A 19,025-nucleotide genomic window follows, 5' to 3' on the forward strand; every position below is an offset into this window, starting at 1 on the left:
AATGATTCTCCGGGCCTTTTTTCATGCCGATCTCAGACTGCCGGATTTGCCGGCAGAGTGAAGACCCGGGTCCCCAGTTCGTTGTCCAGCATCAGCAGACCATAGCCGTTGTCGCCGATCAGTTTCAACTTGCCGATGATATCGCGGTCGTTCTCCTCCTCCTCGATCTGCTCCGTTATAAACCATTGCAGGTATACCCTGGTGGCATGATCCTTCTCGACCATCGCCAGCTCGGTCAGTTCGTTTATGCACTTCGTGATGAAGAGCTCGTGCTTGAGGGTCTCCTCGAAGAGCTGCATAAGTGATTTGAACTTGCTGGCCGGCGCTGCCATCTGGCCGATCACCGCCTGCTCTCCCTGACTGTTTATGTAATCGTAGAACTTCTGGAAGTGGATCATCTCCTCCTGGTACTGGATATTGAACCAGTTGGCTGCACCTTTGAACCCCAGGGAGTTCGCTGCCGCCGACATGTTCAGGTAGAGGTAGGCGGAGTAAAGTTCGGTGTTCATATGCTTGTTCAGGGCGGTGTAGCAGTTTTTTGCTCAGCATGGAAATCCTCCTTGAAATGAGCCGAAATTATTCGCTCGTTTTTTCTGTCCAGAAACTGGGTAATCAGGTCGATCGGAACCGGGAATATCGTGGTCGAATTTTTCTCGGCAGCGATCTCGGTAAGGGTCTGCAAATAGCGAAGCTGCATGGAAGACGGCTCAGAGGCGAGCATTTTAGCAGCCTGGGCCAGTTTTTCAGAGGCCTGCAGTTCCCCTTCCGCATGGATGATCTTGGCCCGCCGTTCCCGCTCGGCCTCGGCCTGCTTGGCGATTGCGCGCTGCATCTCAAGCGGCAGATCGATGTTCTTCACCTCCACCGCAGTCACCTTTACCCCCCATGGGTCGATGTGACTTTCCAGGATCTCCTGCAGCTCCTTGTTGATCTTCTCCCGGTTGGCTAGCAGTTCGTCCAGCTCCACCTGGCCGAGCACGCTGCGCAGAGTGGTCTGGGCCAGCTGGCTGGTGGCGTAAAGGTAGTTCTCCACCTGGACGATCGCCTTCTCGGCTTCGGTTACCCGAAAGTAGATAACTGCCGAGACCTTAACGGTCACATTGTCCCGGCTGATGACATCCTGGGGCGGAACATCCAGCGCGACGATCCGGAGCGAAACCCGCACCAGACGGTCGATGCCGGGAATGATAAAGACCAGTCCCGGGCCACGGGTCGCCTTCAACCGGCCCAGACGGAACAACACCCCCCGCTCGTATTCGGGCAGAATCTTGATGGCATTGCCCAGAAAGGCAATCAGGGCGATGATAAAAAGGATCGTCGGAAAGAAATTGAAGATATCGAACATAATGCACCTCCTCTACCTGGGTAAATTATATCCCGGCACAGGTCAGAGTCAAAAGCCAGTTTGATGAGTAGATATTCAACTCTGCCGACTCCGGAGTTGTACACAAACAACACCGCTCCCCGATCATAATTCTCCCCCCCTGTCGTGCCCCAATCCATCAACTGCCCGAAACATCGGCACTGACGCCCTTGATTTAAGCAACGCTCATTTTTTGGCGTGCAATGTGCACAAATTTCGAGCAATCAAATTGGAGCGCGCCAAAGCCACATATACCTGATTATCAGGTATTGCGCGCTGTCATGACCGGACCGGTTATCATTTGCCATCAGGAGGGAAACAATGAATCAGTACCTGAAAAATGCTCTATTGTTAGTCATCCTCACGCTTACTGCCTGCGGAACAGCAGTTGCTGATGAATTACCTGGCACCACTCTCGCTGGGCTCAGCGATGTCCAGAAATACGAGCGTGCCATCCATATCATGGCCATGCTCCTAGTCGGTTTCGGTTTCCTGATGGTCTTTGTCAAGAGGTATGGCCGCTCGGCGCTCACCGCGACCTACCTGCTGGTCAGTGTTGCGCTCCCCCTCTATTTTCTGAAGGAAAGCTACCATGGCGCCGGCAGCTCGGCAGGGGTCATCGACAAGCTGATCCTGGCCGAATTTGCCGCTGCCAGCCTGCTGATCTGCGCCGGAGCCGTGCTGGGGCGCCTGAAAATGCACCAGTACCTGCTGCTGGGGCTGTTCTTCGTGCCGTTTTACACCCTGAACGAGTGGATCGTCCTCAACGGCGGATTGGGGCTCATTACCGGAAAGGTGGTCGATACCGGCGGGTCGATCGTCATCCATGCCTTCGGCGCCATCTTCGGCATTGCCGTTGCTGCCACCATGACCACTGAACAGGAATATGCCACCCCGGTCGAATGCGATGAAACCAGCGACCGTTATTCCCTGCTCGGGAGCATGGTTCTCTGGGTCTTCTGGCCCAGCTTCTGCGCGGCCTTGGTAGCCCCGGCAGATGTCCCCAAAACCGCGGTCAACGTCATCCTCGCGCTGTGCGGATCGACCCTGGCCACCTATTTTGCGTCAGTCCGGCTGCGCGGAAAGATCTCGGCGGCCGATATTGCCAATGCAACCCTGGCAGGAGGGGTGGCGATCGGCTCCACCTGCGATCTGGCCCTCCCGGCAGCGGCATTTACCATCGGCATTCTGGCCGGCGTGGTCTCCACCTTCGGCTTTGCCATCATCCAGGCCCGGTTGACGGATGCGGCCAAAACCGTGGATACCTGCGGGGTGCTCTATCTCCACGGCCTTCCCGGGCTCTTCGGCGGCATTGCCGCCCTCTTTGTCGTCAGCGGCATCAATTTCGGCGCCCAGTTGACCGGCATCCTGGTGACCGTTGTCATCGCCGCCTGCTCCGGCCTGGTCACCGGCAAGTTGGTTGCCGCCCTGGGAAGACGGGCAGTTCCATATGTAGATAGCGAAGAGTTCGAGTGTGAGGAGATCGAACAGAGTGAACCCCAGACAGTGATCGCCACCGGTGACCTCATCGCCTGATCCGCTGCTCCACCTCCGTAAATCCTTGCTGATCATTTGACTCCGGACAAAAAAAGCCGTTACGGAACCCCGTAACGGCTTTCAAGTCTGTGCGGCAAACAATCAGTTCTCCGTCAGAACCTTTTCGTCGTAAATCGCCTCGATCCGTTTCTTGTGGCCGAGCTCGACATCGGCAAAGACTTCCAGGGTCTTCTTCAGCTGCGGATCGTCCACAGCCTCCGCAGCGGCCTTGTAGAGCTGGTAGGCGTTCTCTTCGGTCTTGATGGCAAACTGCAGGATCTGGGGGTAGCTCATGTCCGGCTTCAGTTCGAGGTGGACGAGATACTTGCTGATTCCCATATCCGGCACCTTGTTCGCCTTGTACTGCTCGGCCTTTGCCAGATCCATCTGACTGAACACCTTCTTGTGCCCTGTCTCCTCGGCAACGAACTCCTCGAACATCTTGCGGGCCGCGATGCTGGCAGTCATCTCCGCTGCCCTGGTGTAGAGCTGCACGGCATCTTCCTCCCGCTGCACGGCAAATTTTATGATCTCCTCAAGGGTGACAAACCCCATGCAACACCTCCAAGCTATCAATTTCAGACAATGCTAGACCTCTTCAAAGCTCTCTTTGCCCGCCCCACACTCAGGGCATACTTCGGGCGGCTCCGGCCCTTCATGAATGTAATCACAGATTATGCAGCGCCATTTTTTCATATGCTGTCCCTCCTGTTGTATGTTTTTGTAAGGATCAACTCTACCGTGAGCACTACAGCTTGTCAATATATGTAAATTTGAATGCTGCAGACCTGTTTAAGCCGCAATAAAGCGGCCAAGGTCGCTGATCAGGTCCTCCGGCGCTTCCAGTCCAACGGAAAACCTCACCAATGTGTCGCTGATCCCCCTTGCAGCCCGCTCCTCCGGAGGCATCGCCGCATGGGACATCTTTGCCGGATAAGAGAGAATACTCTCCACCCCGCCGAGGCTCACCGCGAATGCCGCCAGCTCAACCCCTTCCAGAAGCCGCTTGGTCAGTTCAAACGATTCCAGCTCGAACGACAGGACCGCGCCCGGCCCGGACGACTGGCGATTATGAACCGCAAAACCTGGATGCTCGGCCAGCCCGGGATAGTGGACCTTTTTCACCTGCGGTTGCGCCGCAAGCCAGTTCGCGATCCGGATGGCGGAACTCTGGCTCTCCTCCAGCCGCACTTTAAGGGTCTTCAGCCCCCGCAAGGTCAGCCAGCAGTCCTGGGGGCCGAGGATAGCGCCGAAGCCGTTCTGGATGAACCCGATCCGTTTGGCCAGTTCCCGGTCCTTTGTCACGCTGAAGCCGCAGACAACGTCGCTGTGACCGTTAAGAAACTTGGTGCCGCTGTGAATGACAATGTCGCAGCCGAGATCGAGTGGGCGCTGCAGATATGGGGTCATGAAGGTGTTGTCCACCAGGGTGATGAGCCCTTTTGACCTGGCCAGCTCTGCGGCGCCGGCCAGGTCGGTGATCTTTAGCAGCGGATTTGACGGGGACTCCAGGTAAATACCCTTGGTCTCAGGTCTGATGGCCCCTGCAATGGCGTCGAGGCTCGTGGCATCCACGAACGTGACGGTCAGCCCCCAGCGGCTGAACAGTTTGGTCAGAACCCGGAAAGCGCCGCCGTATACGTCTTCGCAGACCACCAGATGATCTCCGGGCTGAAACAGGAGGAGCGTGGATGATATGGCTGCCATCCCGGAGCCGAAGGCAAAGGCGTGCGTCCCATTCTCAAGTGCGGCGATCGCCTCTTCAAGGGCCTCGCGGGTCGGGTTGCCAGAGCGGGCATAATCGTACTTGCCGAAATGGTCGACCGACTTCTGGGCAAAGGTAGAGGTCTGGTATACCGGTATGCTCAGGGCTCCGGTTGCCGGGTCTATTGAATGGCTCCCATGGATGAGCCTGGTCTCGAATTTCATGCTGCCTCCTCAAGGGCAAATGCGTGGTCCAGATCGGCGATCAGGTCGTGAACATCCTCGATCCCCACCGAAAGCCTCAGCAGAACCTTGTTGATCCCCAGCTTCTCCCGCTTTTCCGGCTCGATATCGGCATGGGTCTGTACTTCCGGAAAGGTGATCAGGGTCTCGACCCCGCCCAGGCTCTCGGCAAATGATATCAGATCCGTCCTCAACAGCAACGGTTCTACCAGCGAGGTGTCAACAACCTCAAAGGCGATCATCGCCCCGAACCCTCTCCCCTGGCGCTTCAGCAGCTCATGGCCAGGATGCCCTGGCAGTCCCGGATAATGCACCTTCCTGACCAGGGGATGTTGCTCCAGCCATTCGGCAATCGCCTGGGCATTCTCCTGTTGCCGGTCGAGCCTTACGGAGAGTGTCTTCATCCCCCTGATGGTCAGCCACGAATCCTGCGGACCGAGCACTGCACCGGCGCCGTTCTGGTGGAAGTACACCTTTTCCGCCAGTTCCGGGTCCTTGACCACGACCAGTCCGCAGACCGTGTCGTTATGGCCGGCAAGGTACTTGGTAGCGCTGTAGACGGTGATGTCCGCGCCAAGGTCCAGCGGCCGGAGCAGATACGGGGTCAGGAACGTATTGTCGACTATGCAGAGCAACCCCTGTTCGCGGCAGAGCGCGGAGAGTGCCGCAATGTCGGCCACCTTCAGCAGCGGATTGGTCAGGGACTCGACGAACAGCGCCCTGGTGTTCGGGAGGATGGCGTTTTTGACGGCATCGACGTCGCTGGTATCCACATAACTGAACTCCAGGCCGTACTGGTTGAAGATCTTTTCAAACAGCCGGTAGGTGCCACCGTAAAGGTCCTCGGTAACAATGATATGGTCCCCACGGCTGAACAGGAACAGGAGGCTGGTAATTGCCGCCATCCCCGACGAATAGGCAAACCCGCGACAGCCGTTGTCCAGGCGGGCGATTCCGTCTTCGAGCGCTTGGCGGGTGGGATTTCCGGAGCGGGAGTAATCGTAGCCGGTACTCTGGCCGAGCCCCGGATGCCGAAATGTGGCGGTCTGATAAATCGGGACCGTGACCGCGCCGGTGCGGGTATCCCAATCGAGTCCGATCTGTGCTGCCTGCGATGCGATGTTCATGATATGACCTCCAAAATGAAAATCCCCTTCCGGGGTGCGGAAGGGGACTATCACGAAGATCGTCCGCGCTCCCTTATCTCCCGGAACCTGTCGGTTCCGCAGGAATTGGCACCTTCCCTTGCGGGAGGTTGCCGCGACGTCACAGGGCCTGTCCCTCGGTCGCTCTTGATAAGAAACGTGGTACTTATTTAGTTGTCGGTATCAGCCGCAAAAACGTGCCGGCAAACGATATGTTTTATTCTTTACCTTATTGGTCGGACAATGTCAAAGATTTTTTTCACCTCAACTCAGGCCCGAGGAAACTGGCTGATTATGTGCAACAATAATGTACAGATATTAACATTAGTGTCATTGACAGTAATTATTTTTAACCTTAACGTATGTGACCTATAAAAACCTTTAACGTAACCCGTATTTAAATACCTGACGCTACGGAGTCGGATTTATGTGGCATATCGATGGTCTCCAGTTGAAAATCCTGCTTGCCGTGACTCTCACTGTCAGCACTCTTACCCTGCCGGAGAAGACATTGGCGTTTCTTTCGGAGGCTCAGACAGTACCGCCAGCAGCCCAAACTCAGTCGGGCGACCCGGTTCAAGTTCGGCGTGCCGAGTATCACCCCGGCGCGCTAATCATCAAATTCAGGGACGAGGCGATCATTGGCGCCGTTGCAGGGGAACTGGTGCGCACCGGTCAATCGTTCCGGGAGGTAACCGGCAACGATCACCTGGACAGATTGAACGCCAAATACAAAGTGAAGGCGATGCACCGGGTTTTTGCTCCGGTTCCTGCTGGAGAACCGTCAGGCCCCATTGATCGGGTCACGGCAACGCAACGCCACAAAGAACAGCGCGACAAGCAACTCATGCATGTCGCCGGCATCCGCGAGAAGCGTCACGCCACTAAGGGTCTGTCGAAGAAGAATATCCCGGGAGAAAAGACGCCCCCCTATCTGGACTCGGTGTACCGGCTGGAGGTGGACCCAAAGACCTTCATCGACGGTGCCTGTCGCGATTACACCAGCGATCCGAACATTGCCTACTGCCAGCCAGATTTCAAGATGGAGGCGCAGTGGATTCCAAACGACCCCTACTACGCCTCCTTCGGGAGCTGGGGCCAGGGGTATGACGACCTTTGGGGGCTCAGAAAACTGCAGATTGAGGCAGCCTGGGACGTGTCCAAGGGCGAAGGTGTAGTGGTAGCTGTGGTGGACACCGGCGTGGATTATAACCATATCGACTTGGCCTCTAACATCTGGACCAATACCGGGGAGATCCCCGGCAACGGCATTGATGACGACGGTAACGGCTTCATCGATGACGTGCGGGGGTGGGATTTCGTCACCAACGACAACGACCCTTATGACGGGCATGGCCACGGGACACATGTCTCAGGCACCATTGCAGCTGTGGGTAACAACGGCGAAGGTATCGTCGGCGTGGCCCCGGCCGCCAAGATCATGCCGTTGAAAGGGCTTGATGATGGGGGTAGCGGCAGTTCCTACGGTCTGGCCAGGGCCATTAGGTACGCTGCGGATAACGGTGCTGATGTCATCAATAACAGCTGGGGGTGTAGCAGTGCCTGTCCATCCAACCCGGTGGCAGAGGATGCAGTAAGATATGCCCACGAACTGGGTGCGGTGGTGGTCTTTGCAGCTGGCAACAGCAATGGCGACGTTAACCAGTATTCACCGGGCAACCAGGCCAACGAGGTCATCACTGTGGCGTCCAGCTCTGAGTTGGACACAAAGAGCGACTTCAGCAATTTCGGCAGCGCCATCGACGTGTCGGCGCCCGGAGGCGGCGACGATGGGACCAGCAGCAACCGGGTAGGCCGCAACATCCTGTCTTTGCGGGCCGGCAGTACCGACTTATATGCTGACGGCCTCTGCACCGTCGGGGTGGGTTACTACCGGGCCAGGGGAACCTCCATGGCCGCCCCGCATGTGTCCGGGGTAGCCGCTCTGGTTGTTGCCAGCCATCCGTCGTTCACACCTGGCGACGTTTCTCAGGCCCTTCGCGCATCGGCGGACGATATCGATACACCGGGATTCGACCTGAGCTCCGGAGCCGGGAGGGTAAACGCGCAGCGTGCGGTTAACATTACCGCAGTGCCTAGAGTGAGGATTACCTCCCCGTTGAATTATGTATTCATAACCAACGGAGCCCGCACGGTTACGATCAAAGGCGATGCCTACGGCGCAAATTTTGCCAAATACCGGTTGTCATACGCTCCTGTGAACAGTGTTGACAGCCAGGGTCAGTTCTCTCCTGTTGTCGGCACCTGGAAGACGCTGGTGTCAGAATCGACCCAGAGCGTGATCGATGGCGTTCTGGCAGAGGCAAGCAACAGCCTGTTCCCGCTAGGCTGGAGCTATCTTCTGAAACTGGAGGTAACAACGACTGATGATAAAGTGTTCAGTGATATCAAGGAGATTCAATTTTACAAGGAAGATCCCCGCTTTAATGTTCTGACAACCGGTGAAGTAAATAGTACCCCATGTTCGGAAGGTGACAGGTTTGCTTGGCGGGAAACTGAACCGCAGGGTACGAATCGTTACGTCGGCAAGGTGTACGATGGTGTGACAAACAGGATGTATACCATCTACCCTGAGGAAGGGAGGGAGGGGGCGTGGGTTGACAAGATTTTCCTCAACGCGAACAAGATCATTTGGTATGAAACCAACTACAGTTACGGCAAAATCGGCATTGCGTCTCTAAACCCAGCCGGGGATATGATTGTCGAAACCGTATTCCCTAATGAACTGTTCTCTGCTGGTCAGAACAAAATTCTGATGAACCAGGGTGAGAATACGATTCCAACCGGACAAACAGTCTACCTGTTTGATCTGACCACAAATACCCTTTCTCCGGAATATCGCTTGCCCCCCGGGGACTATTCCCAGTTCTGGCCGTCGGTTCTGGGAGACAGCGTGGTAACGAACATGTGGTACCCAGGCGGCATCAACGATGACGTGACTGTAAATCTGACCGACCTGCCAACTGGGTATAATGAGGTTGTCAGAACGGTTACCGGTGACAGTAGCGTGCAGGGGGCGATCAATGGCCCTGGTGTCGTAGTTTGGACCGAAAGGCTTTCTCTAACTGATGGGGACCATCTTTGGTGCTTTGACAAAACTACCAAGGCGATTAGGTTTGTGGATGAATCACATCCCTACTCATTTGCAACCGATGGGAAGTCCATTCTCTACACCAAATTCGGTACGGAGTCCGGAGAGCTAAAAACCAACCTCTACTCTTACAACATCGCCACTGGGGCAAAATCGTTTTATGCCACGAACCATCTGAAACTCGCAGCAAACAACATGTGGCCGAGTTTTGGCACGAAGCACATACAATGGTCAGCGACCCCCTTGATCATGGTCAGCAATGAGGTGCCGGTTCTGGGATCAGTGGGGAACCAGGCTGTTGCCATTAATGCAACATTCACTTTACCGATAACTGCCGCTGATTCAGAGCAGGACAAGGTAGATCTTGATGCAGTGGGAGGGATCTGGCCCGATGCTACAACTTCCCTCCCTTCTGGTGCAACCTTCACCGATAATGGAAACGGGACAGGCACACTGCAATGGACGCCGACACAGCCAGGTGTCTACACGGTATCCTTCCTCGCAAGGGATTTTAGCGGACGGAAGGAAGAGACGTGGAACAGTATGCAGTCTGCCACTTTTCTGGCATATGATCCGAGTAGTCCGCTGAAACCGCTCGCTGTAACAATCGCCGGAGACGGGACGGTGAATTCCTCGCAAGGGGCTGGACTGAACTGCTCCAGCGCTAGCTGCAGCCAGGACTATTCCGATGGCACCAATATCGTACTTACCGCCACACCTGGTCCCGGCTATGCCTTCAGCGGATGGTCCGGCGCTTGCAGCGGAATTGCACCGTGCGCTCTGACGATGAACCAACCTCGTATAGTCACAGCCACTTTTGCACCTTCGTATTTACTTGAAGTAAAACTGTCCGGTAGTGGCACGGTCCATTCGTCTCCGGCGCCGGACGTCAACTGCTCATCTTCATCTTGCCGTCAATCATACGCTAATGTTTCGGTGGTGACCCTCACCGCAACCCCCGCTCCCGGGTTTGTCTTCAGTGGCTGGTCCGGCGACTGCAGTGGTATGGAAACGTGCATGGTGACGATGAACCAGGACCAAAGCATCACCGCAACATTCATTCCTACCTATCCACTCAACGTCACAGTTTCAGGCAGCGGTACGGTTCATTCATCCCCGTCTACGGACATCAGCTGTTCATCAGGCACCTGCAGTAAAACCTACCCGAGCGGTTCCGTGGTGACGCTAACTGCCTCGCCATCGACCGATTATCTGTTCACTGGCTGGTCCGGGGCGTGCGGTGGCACCGGTGACTGCACGGTTACCATGGACGCCGCCACGGCGGTTACCGCATCGTTCATAAACCCCAATCACCGCACACTCTCCGTTACCGTCTCAGGCAGCGGTACGGTTCATTCATCCCCATCGCCAGATATCAACTGCTCATCCGGCACCTGCACGGTATCCTACATGGTCGGCTCTGCAGTGACACTCTCGGTAGTTCCATCAGCCGGTTTTGTCTTTAGCGGCTGGACTGGGGACTGCAGCGGCACCGATACGTGCACTGTTCCGATGGACCAAGCAAAAAGTGCCACTGCAATCTTCACGAAGACGAGTTCGCTGCTCTCAGTCTCAATTATTCTCAGCAGGGGTACTGTCCATTCATCTCCCCTTCCGGATATTGACTGCACCACCGGTACCTGTACCCAGTGGTATGACCTTGGAACAAACGCCACCCTAACCGCCTCACCTGGCCCTGTTTCCTATTTCGGTGGCTGGACCGGCGCCTGCAGCGGCTCCGGGACCAATAATGCCTGCATGGTTACCATGAACCAGGATCAAGGCGTCGGGGCTATTTTCTATGGCTGCGGCTCAATGGTCTCATCCAGTTGTTTTCAATATATTCAATCGGCTTTATCCAATGCGTCAAGTGGCAGTACGATCAAGGCCAGGGGAGGGGTTATTTATCAGAGTCTTGTGACTACGCAGTCTGTCTCATTAAGTCTTGAGGGTGGGTATGATGTTGAATTCACCAACCGCGCCGACTTTACATCCATACCTCAATTGACAGTGATGTACGGCGATCTAACGGTGAGCGATATCATTATTAAATAATGACAGCGCTAATCTCTCTCAGCTGGAGCGAACCGTCAGAGCCCTGTGATGGCGCTGCGCGCCAGTTCGTCGCACCGTTCGTTCTCGCTATGGCCGTCGTGACCGCGCACCCAGCGCCATTCGACATTGTGGATCTTCGTAAGCTCCACCAAACGTTCCCATAAGTCGCGGTTAACTACCGGCTCCCGCTTGCTGTTGATCCACCCCTTCCGGATCCAGCCGGGAAGCCATTCCGTCATCCCCTTGACCAGATACTGCGAATCGGTTGTGATTACGACCTTGCAGGGGCGCTTCAGGGCAGAGAGCCCGGCAATTGCCGCAGTCAGCTCCATCCGGTTGTTGGTGGTGGCAGGTTCGCCGCCGGAGAGCTCCTTCTCGGTGCCATTGAACCGGAGGATCGTCCCCCAGCCGCCCGGCCCCGGATTGCCGCTGCAGGCACCGTCGCAGAAGATTTCAACAGCGTCCGACATAGGTACCCTCTTCCCTGAGCAGGTTCTCAATCCCATCCATGACCCGATCCACGATCAGCTGGTGGGTTTCCTTGCAATCATCCCGCTCGAAAAGATCGCTGAAATCGATCGGCTTGCCGAATACAACCATCCCCTTCTGGCCGAAACCGGGGAATTTCCAGCGGTTCAGTCCGATCAGGGCGGTCGGAACCACGGCCGGCCGCACATCGTAGATAATCTTCCCCACGCCCCGGTTCCCTTTCCCCAGCCGGCCATCCTTGTGCCGGGTCCCCTCCGGGTAGAGCATTACCCGCTGGTCAGCAAGCAGCTCATTAATTGTTTTCCCGGCGCGGACGTCCCTGCCGCGCCTGACCGGGAATGCGCCCCAGGAGCTGTAAAGCCAGCGGGTAAAGGTCTTGGCGAACAGCTCTTCCTTGGCGGGCGCCCAGAGCATACTCAGCGGGAAGCTGCGGATAACCGCCCAAGGCAGGAAGATCGTCTCATAAGCCGAAATATGGTTGGCGGCAAGCAGTACCCCGCCCGACTCCGGGATATTAGCCGCTCCCTTGGTGCGGAAATCGTTCAGAAACGACGCATACAGGCCGATCACATTCGCGGAAAAAGTGACCCACAAGCGCCTGGCGAAAGAGACCTTCATCCATTGCCCTCCGGAAGTATGAAATAAAACGTGGCGCCTTCCCCTACTCGCCCCTCGGCCCAGACCTGGCCGCCGTGGCGCTCCACAACCCTTTTTACCGTGGCCAGGCCGATCCCGGTGCCGGGAAACCGTTTGCTGTCATGAAGCCGGGAAAACGGTTTGAAGAGGTTGTCGGCAAACGCCATATCGAACCCGGCGCCGTTGTCCCGGATAAAAAACCCTTTCCCCCTAACAGTGTCGCACCGGTCGAATATTATCGATGCCGAAGGGGTATCGGCAGTGTATTTCCAGGCATTGCCCAGAAGGTTTTCGAGCAGGATCCGGATCAACCCGCAATCGCCGTAAGCTGTGAGCCCCGGAGCAATGTGGCACGAGACAGTGCGCTCCGGGTAGATGAGCCCGAGATCGGCAGCGATTACCAGGGCCAGTTCAGAGAGATCCAAAGAAGTCAGATTGATCTGTCTGTGCGAGATGTTGGCCAGCATCTGGAGAGAATCGATCAGCTCTTCCATTCTCTGGCTGGCATCGCAGATCGTGTTGATGAAATAGGCCGAAGGGTCTGCTCCGCCGGGATCGCTGTTTTCCTTCAGATAGTGGGCGGCCGTGTAGATCACTGTAAGCGGCTTCCTGAGATCGTGGGAAACCGAGTGGGCAAAGGACTCCAGCTCCCGGTTAAGGGATTCGAGAGCAGCGGCCTTTCTCTTAAGCCTCGCTTCCGACTGCATATGGGAAGAGATGTCCCTGACTACCTCGATGCCGGCAACGATATTGCCGTTTCCATCCCGCAACGGCGAAGCAATGATCTCGATATGCGTCGTGGCTGAACCGGCTGGTGTCTGCTTGACCAGCTTGTGAATCCCGCCGTCGTTAAATGCGGCTATTATCGGGCAATCCGGGCATGGGGCATCCCCCCCTCCGTATGAGCTGTAACATTGCATCCCGATGAAATTCCCGCCTGACATCTGCCGATGCACATCGTTCTGATACAGGACGTTGAGCCCGGTATCCTGAATACTTATACCGTCGCCGATTGCGGCCACAATCGCTTCGCTCTTGGCACGCTCTGCGGCAGCCTCTTCCAGGGCCGTCTTTAGCTGGTGATCGAGCCGGTCGCGCTGGTGGATTACGACGCAGACAAATGCGGTGAACAGCGAGAGAAAGAGCGCGAAGGAAGTCCGGTACCACAACTCCTTCGTAGTCGGACTGAATAGCTGTTGAGCCAGTTCCCCGCCGTCGAAAAGTATTGAGTCGATAAAGGCATCGGCTCCCCAGAACAGGACAATGCAGCAAAGAGCAATAAGAATAATGTGTGATTTCTTGAATTCCGGCATATTCTCCTGCTAACGATTCATCTATTCAGCTCCCCGGAAGGGAGGGATATCGCGCCCAACGCCCGGCAATTACCATGCTGCAGGCAGGGCAGACGTCAGCCGTTATCCTTACTCCGGTCACGCGGAAACCGGTCCGGCAGACCAGGGGGGTCTTGCAACCCGGACAGACCGTATCTTCGCGCCCCGTTTCGACGGCATTCCCCTGATATATATACCTAAGTCCCGCCTTCTTCCCGATTTCAGCGGCACGATGCAGGGTTGCCACAGGCGTCGGCGGCCGGTCGGTCATCAGGTATGTGGGGAAGAATCTGCTGATATGCCACGGCACATCCACTCCGAGTTCGTCGGCGATGAAACGGGTCAATCCTTCCAGCTCCTCATCGCTATCATTAAGCCCGGTGATCAGCAGAGTCGTCAGTTCAACCCAGATGCCGCGGCGGCAATAATCCCGGATCGTGTCCAGAACCCCGTCCAGCCCGGCGCCGGCAATCTCGCGGTAAAAGCTGTCGCTGAACCCCTTGAGGTCGATATTGGCGGCATCAAGAACAGGCGCAATGAGATCAAGGGCATCAGGGGTAATATACCCGTTGGTGACGAAAACATTGGCCAGCCCGGCCTTGCGGGCCAATCGAGCCGTATCCAGGGCAAATTCAAAAAAGATTGTCGGTTCGGTATAGGTATACGATATTGACCGGCATCCCGAAGCGATTGCGCTGCTTACAACCTCCTCGGGAGTCCGGAGTACCCCCGGGATCTGCGTAGTCCCCGGCGGCACCTGCGATATGGTGTAATTTTGGCAATGGCGGCACCTGAAGTTGCACCCGGCTGTTGCAATGGAATAGGTGCTGCTTCCCGGCTGGAAGTGAAACAACGGCTTTTTCTCAACCGGGTCGATGCTCTCGGCAACGACTTTTCCGTAGACAAGCGTAACGAGAGTCCCGTCACGATTCTCCCTGACTCCGCAGATCCCGCGTTTCCCGGCAGCAATGCGGCAGAGATGACGGCAGAGATGGCAACGGACCGCATCGTCATCGACTCTTTCGTAGCAAAGTGCTTCTTGCATGCCCACCTCCCTAAAGGTATGAAGCCATCCCTTTTAGAACATGAAACGCCTCATGCTGATATTGAGCAAAATCGCCACTCCCATCATGGAGGTTATCAGCGAAGTCCCGCCATAGGAGAGGAACGGAAGCGGCACCCCGACAACCGGAAACAGTCCGACAACCATCCCGATATTGATGACTATATGCCAGAAGATCATGGCGGTCACCCCCACGGCCAGGAGACGGCCGAACTGGTCATTGCAGCGGCCGGCAATCTGGAGCCCCCAAAGCACCAGAAACAGATAAAGCATCAACAGGAGTATACACCCCAGCAGCCCCCACTCTTCGGCAAAGACGGAAAATGCGAAATCGGTATGCTGCTCGGGGAGAAATCGGAGCTGGGATTGTGTTCCCTTCATATACCCCTTGCCCAGAATCCCCCCGGAGCCGACGGCGATCTTGCTCTGGATAAGATGGTAGCCGCTTCCGAGCGGGTCCCGTTCGGGATTGAGGAAGTTTAGTATCCGGTTTTTCTGATATTCCCGCAAATAGAAGTGCCAGCCCAGGTATATTGCCGGCGCCAGAGCCAACAGCGCTGAGACCAGCAGCTTCCAGCGGATACCGACAAAGACCATTATAGAACATGCAACGAGTATGACCAGTATGGCGGTGCCGAGATCGGGCTGCTTCATGATCATCAGGGCAGGCGCACCCAGGAGCATCAGCGGGTAGGCGATCTCGCGGAAGCTGATGCCGTCAACCGCGTAGTTTTTGCTGAAATATCTGGCAAAGGTCATGATTATTACAATCTTCATCGGTTCAGACGGCTGCACGTTCATTATACCCAGATTCAGCCAGCGGGTTGCGCCCATGGTCGTTTTTCCGACCAGCATCACCAATACCAGCAGCACCAGCACAGCGCCATAAAACCAGTAGGAAAGATCTTCAAAGATATGATAGTCAATGCTGCAGACGAGCACCATCAGGAGCAGTCCGCCACCGGTCCAGTAAAGCTGCTTGATACAGAACGGCAGGCCTGTGGCACGATATGATGCGGATGCGCTGTAGATATTCATGATGCCGGCGCCGATGAGAAGCATCACCAGGAAGAAGAATACCCAGTCAAAGTTTGTGAACAGCCGTCGATCAATCACTAACGGTCTCCCTCTTTCTGCTCATCTCTGTCAGCGGCATCTTCTGCTTCGTCGCTCTCATCGACCTTTGCCGCTGGTTTCTTGATAACGCCCTTCTGTTCGAAATACGCCCGTAAAATCGTGCCAGCAATCGGTGCGGCTGCTGCTCCGCCATGCTCGCCATGCTCGATTACCACCGAAACCGCCACTTCCGGTTTTTCAAACGGTGCAAAGGCGACAAAAAGGGCATGATCCCGATACTGATAAGCAACTTCCCGCATTTTTGCGTCGCGCTGCTTGACCACCTGCGACGTCCCGGTCTTGCCGGCAACCTTTACCTCATAGAGCCGGGCCGCTCCGCCGGTTCCGTGCGGCTCGTTCACCACTGCAAGAAGCCCCTCCTTGACGAGGCGAAAATTCTGCGGCTTGACTGCGGGACGGTATAATACCTCCGGCTTGTACTCCTTCAGGACGCGGCCATCTGGATCAACCACGCGTTTAACGAGATGCGGGCGGTATACCGTCCCCTCATTGGCAAGCGCTGCGGTCATTGAAGCAAGCTGTATCGGCGTCATCAGGGTATATCCCTGGCCTATCGATACCGGCAGCGTCTCGCCGCGAAACCACTTTTTGCCGTACTTCTTCTCTTTCCATTCCGTGGTGGGAATCAGACCGCTTTTTTCGTTCTCCAATCCCACCCCTAAAGCGCTGCCAAGCCCGAACCGCCTTGCCATCTCGGCAATCCGGTCAACCCCGACCTTTTCCGAAAGCTGATAAAAATAGACATCGCACGACTCGCGCAATGCCCTCTTCAGATCGACTGTGCCATGCCCCTTTTTGTCCCAGCATTTGAAGGTATCCTTGCCGACGTCATAGGACCCTTTACAGGTCACAGTGGTATGCTCGTCGATCATGCCGCTTTCAAGACCGGCAAGCGCCGTAATAATCTTGAAGGTGGAGCCCGGAGGGTATTGCCCCTTGAGCGCCTTGTTTTCCAGCGGGTGCCGCTTGTCTTCAAGATAGGATTTCCATACGTCTTGAGGCATTTTACCCGCGAACAGAGAAGGGTCAAACCCGGGGCTGCTCACAAAGGCAAGAATTTCTCCGGTATCGACCTCCATGACGACCGCTGCGCCGGCCCTATCCCCGAAGGCCTTTTCCGCCGCCTGCTGGACCGCATGATCTATGGTCAGCACCAGGCTGTTCCCCACTGTCGGCCTGGTCTCACTTAATGTCCTGAGATATCGGCCGCGGGCGTCGACTTCGATCTGCCTGCCGCCGTTGATTCCGTGAAGGAACTTTTCCCAGCTTCGCTCTAAGCCGTTTTTGCCGACATAATCACCCTGGTTGTATTCGCTGAACTCCTCCTTCTCAAGATCCTGCTCGGTTATTTCCCCGAGATAGCCAAGAAGATGCGCGGCAAGGATTCCCGAGGGGTACTCTCGTATCGGCTTCATCTCGATGTCTATCCCCGGAAGCCAGAGCTGGTTCTCTTCCAGGAATTCCAGCTGGTCCCGGCTGATGCCTGAGGCAATGACAATCGGAAAATACTTTGCGCGCCCCTTCCCTTTTTCCCAACGCTGCAGCAGTTCGTCCCGGTCAAGGCCGAGGTAGCGGGAGAGGGCGGACAACAACGTATCCTTGTCTTTAACCTCCTGGGGCACAATGGCAACGCTGAATGATGGCGTGTTTCTGACCAGAACCTTACCGTTTCGGTCGAGGATGTTCCCTCTTGAAGCGGCCACGGGAACGAAACGCAATCTGTTGATTTCAGAGAGTTCTTTGAGCCGGTCTGAGTCAATGACCTGCAGATACCAGAGCCGGGCCGCCAGGATCAGAAAAAAGAATCCGACAATTGCCGCCCCCCAGAGAACTCGCTGACTCCGGTCCCGGTTGCCGCGGAGATACTGTTGCCCGCTCACCCCAGCTCCTCCTTATCCTGTTTGCCGATAAGAGAAAAACAGAGGGATGCGGCCAGGGCGTTAACCAGTCCTTGAGGGATGAGCGAATACAGCAGGGTTCCGATTATCCCCCCTGCCGAAGAAAACAGGGCCAGCAGAATCAGTTGGGTTATGCCACAGGCCAGGGTTGTAATAAAAACCGAGAGCGTCATCAGGTAACGGCTGTCGGCATACAGACGATGGGCGATATTGTGCAGGACGATAAAGGTGATCAAATAGGAGATGCCGTTCAGGCCGAGGTACAATCCGCTTACCGTATCCTGAATCAACCCGAAGAGATATACCAGTGCGGCGCCCCACAGACTTGAAACCGTCAACCCGATCCAGACAACTGCAACCAGCAACAGATTCGGTTTGAATGGATCGGCCAGCACAGCGGGGAAAATGGTTATCTGAAAAACAAACGCAACGAAGAATGCTATGGCAGTACGAACGATATTAGTCATTACGTCTCTTCAAGAGGACAAGCACCTCTTCCAGCCTTGAGATCATCACCGAAGGCCGGACCTCAATGGTTTGGAAAATCCCGTATTCCCCTTTTTTGACCATGGTAACCTCGCCTATCGGCAAACCCTTGGGGAAGATACCGCCAATCCCTGAGGTGACAACCTGATCGCCAACCTTCACGTCCTCTTCCCTGATTGCGAATTCCAGTACAAGCCTGCCGCTACCCGCGCCCCGCACCACCCCGCGCGCGCGTGAACGCTGCACAACCGCAGCAATACCGCTTGAATGGTCGGTAATCAACAGAACCCTGCTGCTGTTGCCGGAGACCTTTATTAACTGCCCGACAACACCGTCGGAAGCAACCACCGGCATCCCTTCCTGAAAACCATCGTTCCCACCGCGATCTATCAGCATCGTCTTGAACCATGGGGCACCGTCTTCTCCGATGATTGAAGCGGCTACTGCCGGAATGGGCACTGTCCCTTTCAATGTCAGAAGCTTTTTCAGCCGTTCGTTTTCGAGCAGCGCGTCCTGCTCGCCGATCAGCCGTCCATTCATAAGCCTGAGCTGTTCAAGTAGTTCCCTGTTCTGTTTGCGAACGTTTACCAGGGCTGAATAGTCGTTCCATAAGGTTTCAGCTCCGGCAGAAACCTTGGCGCCGAGGCTGAACAGAGGAGAAAACATGGTAAGCAGGCCGCGCTCAAAAATATTGGCGTCTTCTCTGTTCTTGAGATTACTGGCAAAAACCAGGAAGGCAGCAAGCAAAACTAGCCCGATAATGAAACCTTTCCGGTATTTTTTAATCAATTCCCACATGAATTCAGTCCCAAAAGGTGAAGGGGAGA

The 19,025-nt window shown here is 55.7% G+C and carries 16 protein-coding genes and 1 riboswitch; of the genes, 2 read left to right on the forward strand and 14 right to left on the reverse strand.

Going from position 1 to position 19,025, the window contains the following annotated elements:
- Nucleotides 1-32 precede the first annotated feature (32 nt).
- Together OR1_RS02100 and OR1_RS02105 are read right to left on the reverse strand one after the other, a co-directional pair.
- Nucleotides 33-509 (reverse strand): ferritin, encoded by a 477-nt coding sequence (locus tag OR1_RS02100; RefSeq protein WP_041969661.1) that lies wholly within the window; start codon nt 507-509, stop codon nt 33-35.
- An 8-nt stretch (nt 510-517) separates the two neighbouring features.
- Nucleotides 518-1,345, reverse strand: a complete 828-nt coding sequence (locus tag OR1_RS02105) for a slipin family protein (protein WP_082002764.1) — start codon at nt 1,343-1,345, stop codon at nt 518-520.
- 339 nt (nt 1,346-1,684) lie between these two features.
- On the opposite strand from OR1_RS02105, the gene OR1_RS02110 reads away from it, so the two are divergent.
- Nucleotides 1,685-2,899 (forward strand): ammonium transporter, encoded by a 1,215-nt coding sequence (locus tag OR1_RS02110; protein WP_041969662.1) that lies wholly within the window; start codon nt 1,685-1,687, stop codon nt 2,897-2,899.
- A 102-nt stretch (nt 2,900-3,001) separates the two neighbouring features.
- Here the strand turns inward: OR1_RS02110 and OR1_RS02115 are convergent, their stop codons facing one another.
- The 4 genes from OR1_RS02115 to OR1_RS02130 form a co-directional block, all read right to left on the reverse strand.
- Nucleotides 3,002-3,454, reverse strand: a complete 453-nt coding sequence (locus tag OR1_RS02115) for a ferritin family protein (protein ID WP_041969664.1) — start codon at nt 3,452-3,454, stop codon at nt 3,002-3,004.
- A 33-nt stretch (nt 3,455-3,487) separates the two neighbouring features.
- Nucleotides 3,488-3,595, reverse strand: coding sequence for a rubredoxin-like domain-containing protein (locus OR1_RS23155; RefSeq protein ID WP_041969665.1), 108 nt, complete (start codon nt 3,593-3,595; stop codon nt 3,488-3,490).
- Nucleotides 3,596-3,691: 96 nt separating this feature from the next.
- Entirely contained in the window at nt 3,692-4,828 is a 1,137-nt protein-coding gene (locus OR1_RS02125; RefSeq protein WP_041969666.1) for a PLP-dependent aspartate aminotransferase family protein, read from the reverse strand.
- Nucleotides 4,825-5,973: a PLP-dependent aspartate aminotransferase family protein gene (locus tag OR1_RS02130; protein ID WP_041969668.1), complete on the reverse strand. Its 1,149-nt coding sequence runs from the start codon at nt 5,971-5,973 to the stop codon at nt 4,825-4,827. The genes OR1_RS02125 and OR1_RS02130 overlap by 4 nt, the downstream gene beginning before the upstream one ends.
- A gap of 70 nt (nt 5,974-6,043) precedes the next feature.
- Nucleotides 6,044-6,148: riboswitch (SAM riboswitch) on the reverse strand.
- A 270-nt stretch (nt 6,149-6,418) separates the two neighbouring features.
- Here OR1_RS02130 and OR1_RS20515 point away from each other — a divergent pair.
- Nucleotides 6,419-11,158, forward strand: a complete 4,740-nt coding sequence (locus OR1_RS20515; protein ID WP_052440198.1) for a S8 family serine peptidase — start codon at nt 6,419-6,421, stop codon at nt 11,156-11,158.
- 35 nt (nt 11,159-11,193) lie between these two features.
- Here OR1_RS20515 and rnhA read toward each other — a convergent pair whose 3' ends face one another.
- Genes rnhA through mreC form a run of 8 tightly spaced genes read right to left on the reverse strand, consistent with a single transcriptional unit; the run spans nt 11,194 to nt 18,996 of the window.
- Nucleotides 11,194-11,628: a ribonuclease HI gene (rnhA, locus tag OR1_RS02140; protein WP_041969670.1), complete on the reverse strand. Its 435-nt coding sequence runs from the start codon at nt 11,626-11,628 to the stop codon at nt 11,194-11,196.
- The gene (locus OR1_RS02145; protein WP_041969671.1) at nt 11,612-12,265 is read right to left on the reverse strand and encodes a 1-acyl-sn-glycerol-3-phosphate acyltransferase; all 654 of its coding nucleotides are present in this window, start codon (nt 12,263-12,265) and stop codon (nt 11,612-11,614) included. The genes rnhA and OR1_RS02145 overlap by 17 nt, the downstream gene beginning before the upstream one ends.
- Complete coding sequence (locus OR1_RS02150; RefSeq protein ID WP_052440199.1) at nt 12,262-13,596, reverse strand: ATP-binding protein; 1,335 nt, start codon at nt 13,594-13,596, stop codon at nt 12,262-12,264. The genes OR1_RS02145 and OR1_RS02150 overlap by 4 nt, the downstream gene beginning before the upstream one ends.
- A gap of 25 nt (nt 13,597-13,621) precedes the next feature.
- Nucleotides 13,622-14,659: an AmmeMemoRadiSam system radical SAM enzyme gene (amrS, locus tag OR1_RS02155; protein WP_041969672.1), complete on the reverse strand. Its 1,038-nt coding sequence runs from the start codon at nt 14,657-14,659 to the stop codon at nt 13,622-13,624.
- A 33-nt stretch (nt 14,660-14,692) separates the two neighbouring features.
- Nucleotides 14,693-15,793 (reverse strand): rod shape-determining protein RodA, encoded by a 1,101-nt coding sequence (rodA, locus tag OR1_RS02160; protein ID WP_041969674.1) that lies wholly within the window; start codon nt 15,791-15,793, stop codon nt 14,693-14,695.
- The gene (gene mrdA / locus OR1_RS02165) at nt 15,793-17,694 is read right to left on the reverse strand and encodes a penicillin-binding protein 2 (protein ID WP_041969675.1); all 1,902 of its coding nucleotides are present in this window, start codon (nt 17,692-17,694) and stop codon (nt 15,793-15,795) included. Before mrdA ends, rodA begins: the two co-directional genes overlap by 1 nt.
- Complete coding sequence (gene mreD, locus OR1_RS02170; protein ID WP_041969676.1) at nt 17,691-18,179, reverse strand: rod shape-determining protein MreD; 489 nt, start codon at nt 18,177-18,179, stop codon at nt 17,691-17,693. Before mreD ends, mrdA begins: the two co-directional genes overlap by 4 nt.
- Nucleotides 18,172-18,996, reverse strand: a complete 825-nt coding sequence (gene mreC, locus OR1_RS02175; RefSeq protein WP_041969677.1) for a rod shape-determining protein MreC — start codon at nt 18,994-18,996, stop codon at nt 18,172-18,174. The genes mreD and mreC overlap by 8 nt, the downstream gene beginning before the upstream one ends.
- Between the last annotated feature and the right edge of the window lie 29 nt (nt 18,997-19,025).

The sequence above is a fragment of the Geobacter sp. OR-1 genome, assembly GCF_000813145.1.
Taxonomy (GTDB): Bacteria; Desulfobacterota; Desulfuromonadia; order Geobacterales; family DSM-12255; genus Geoanaerobacter.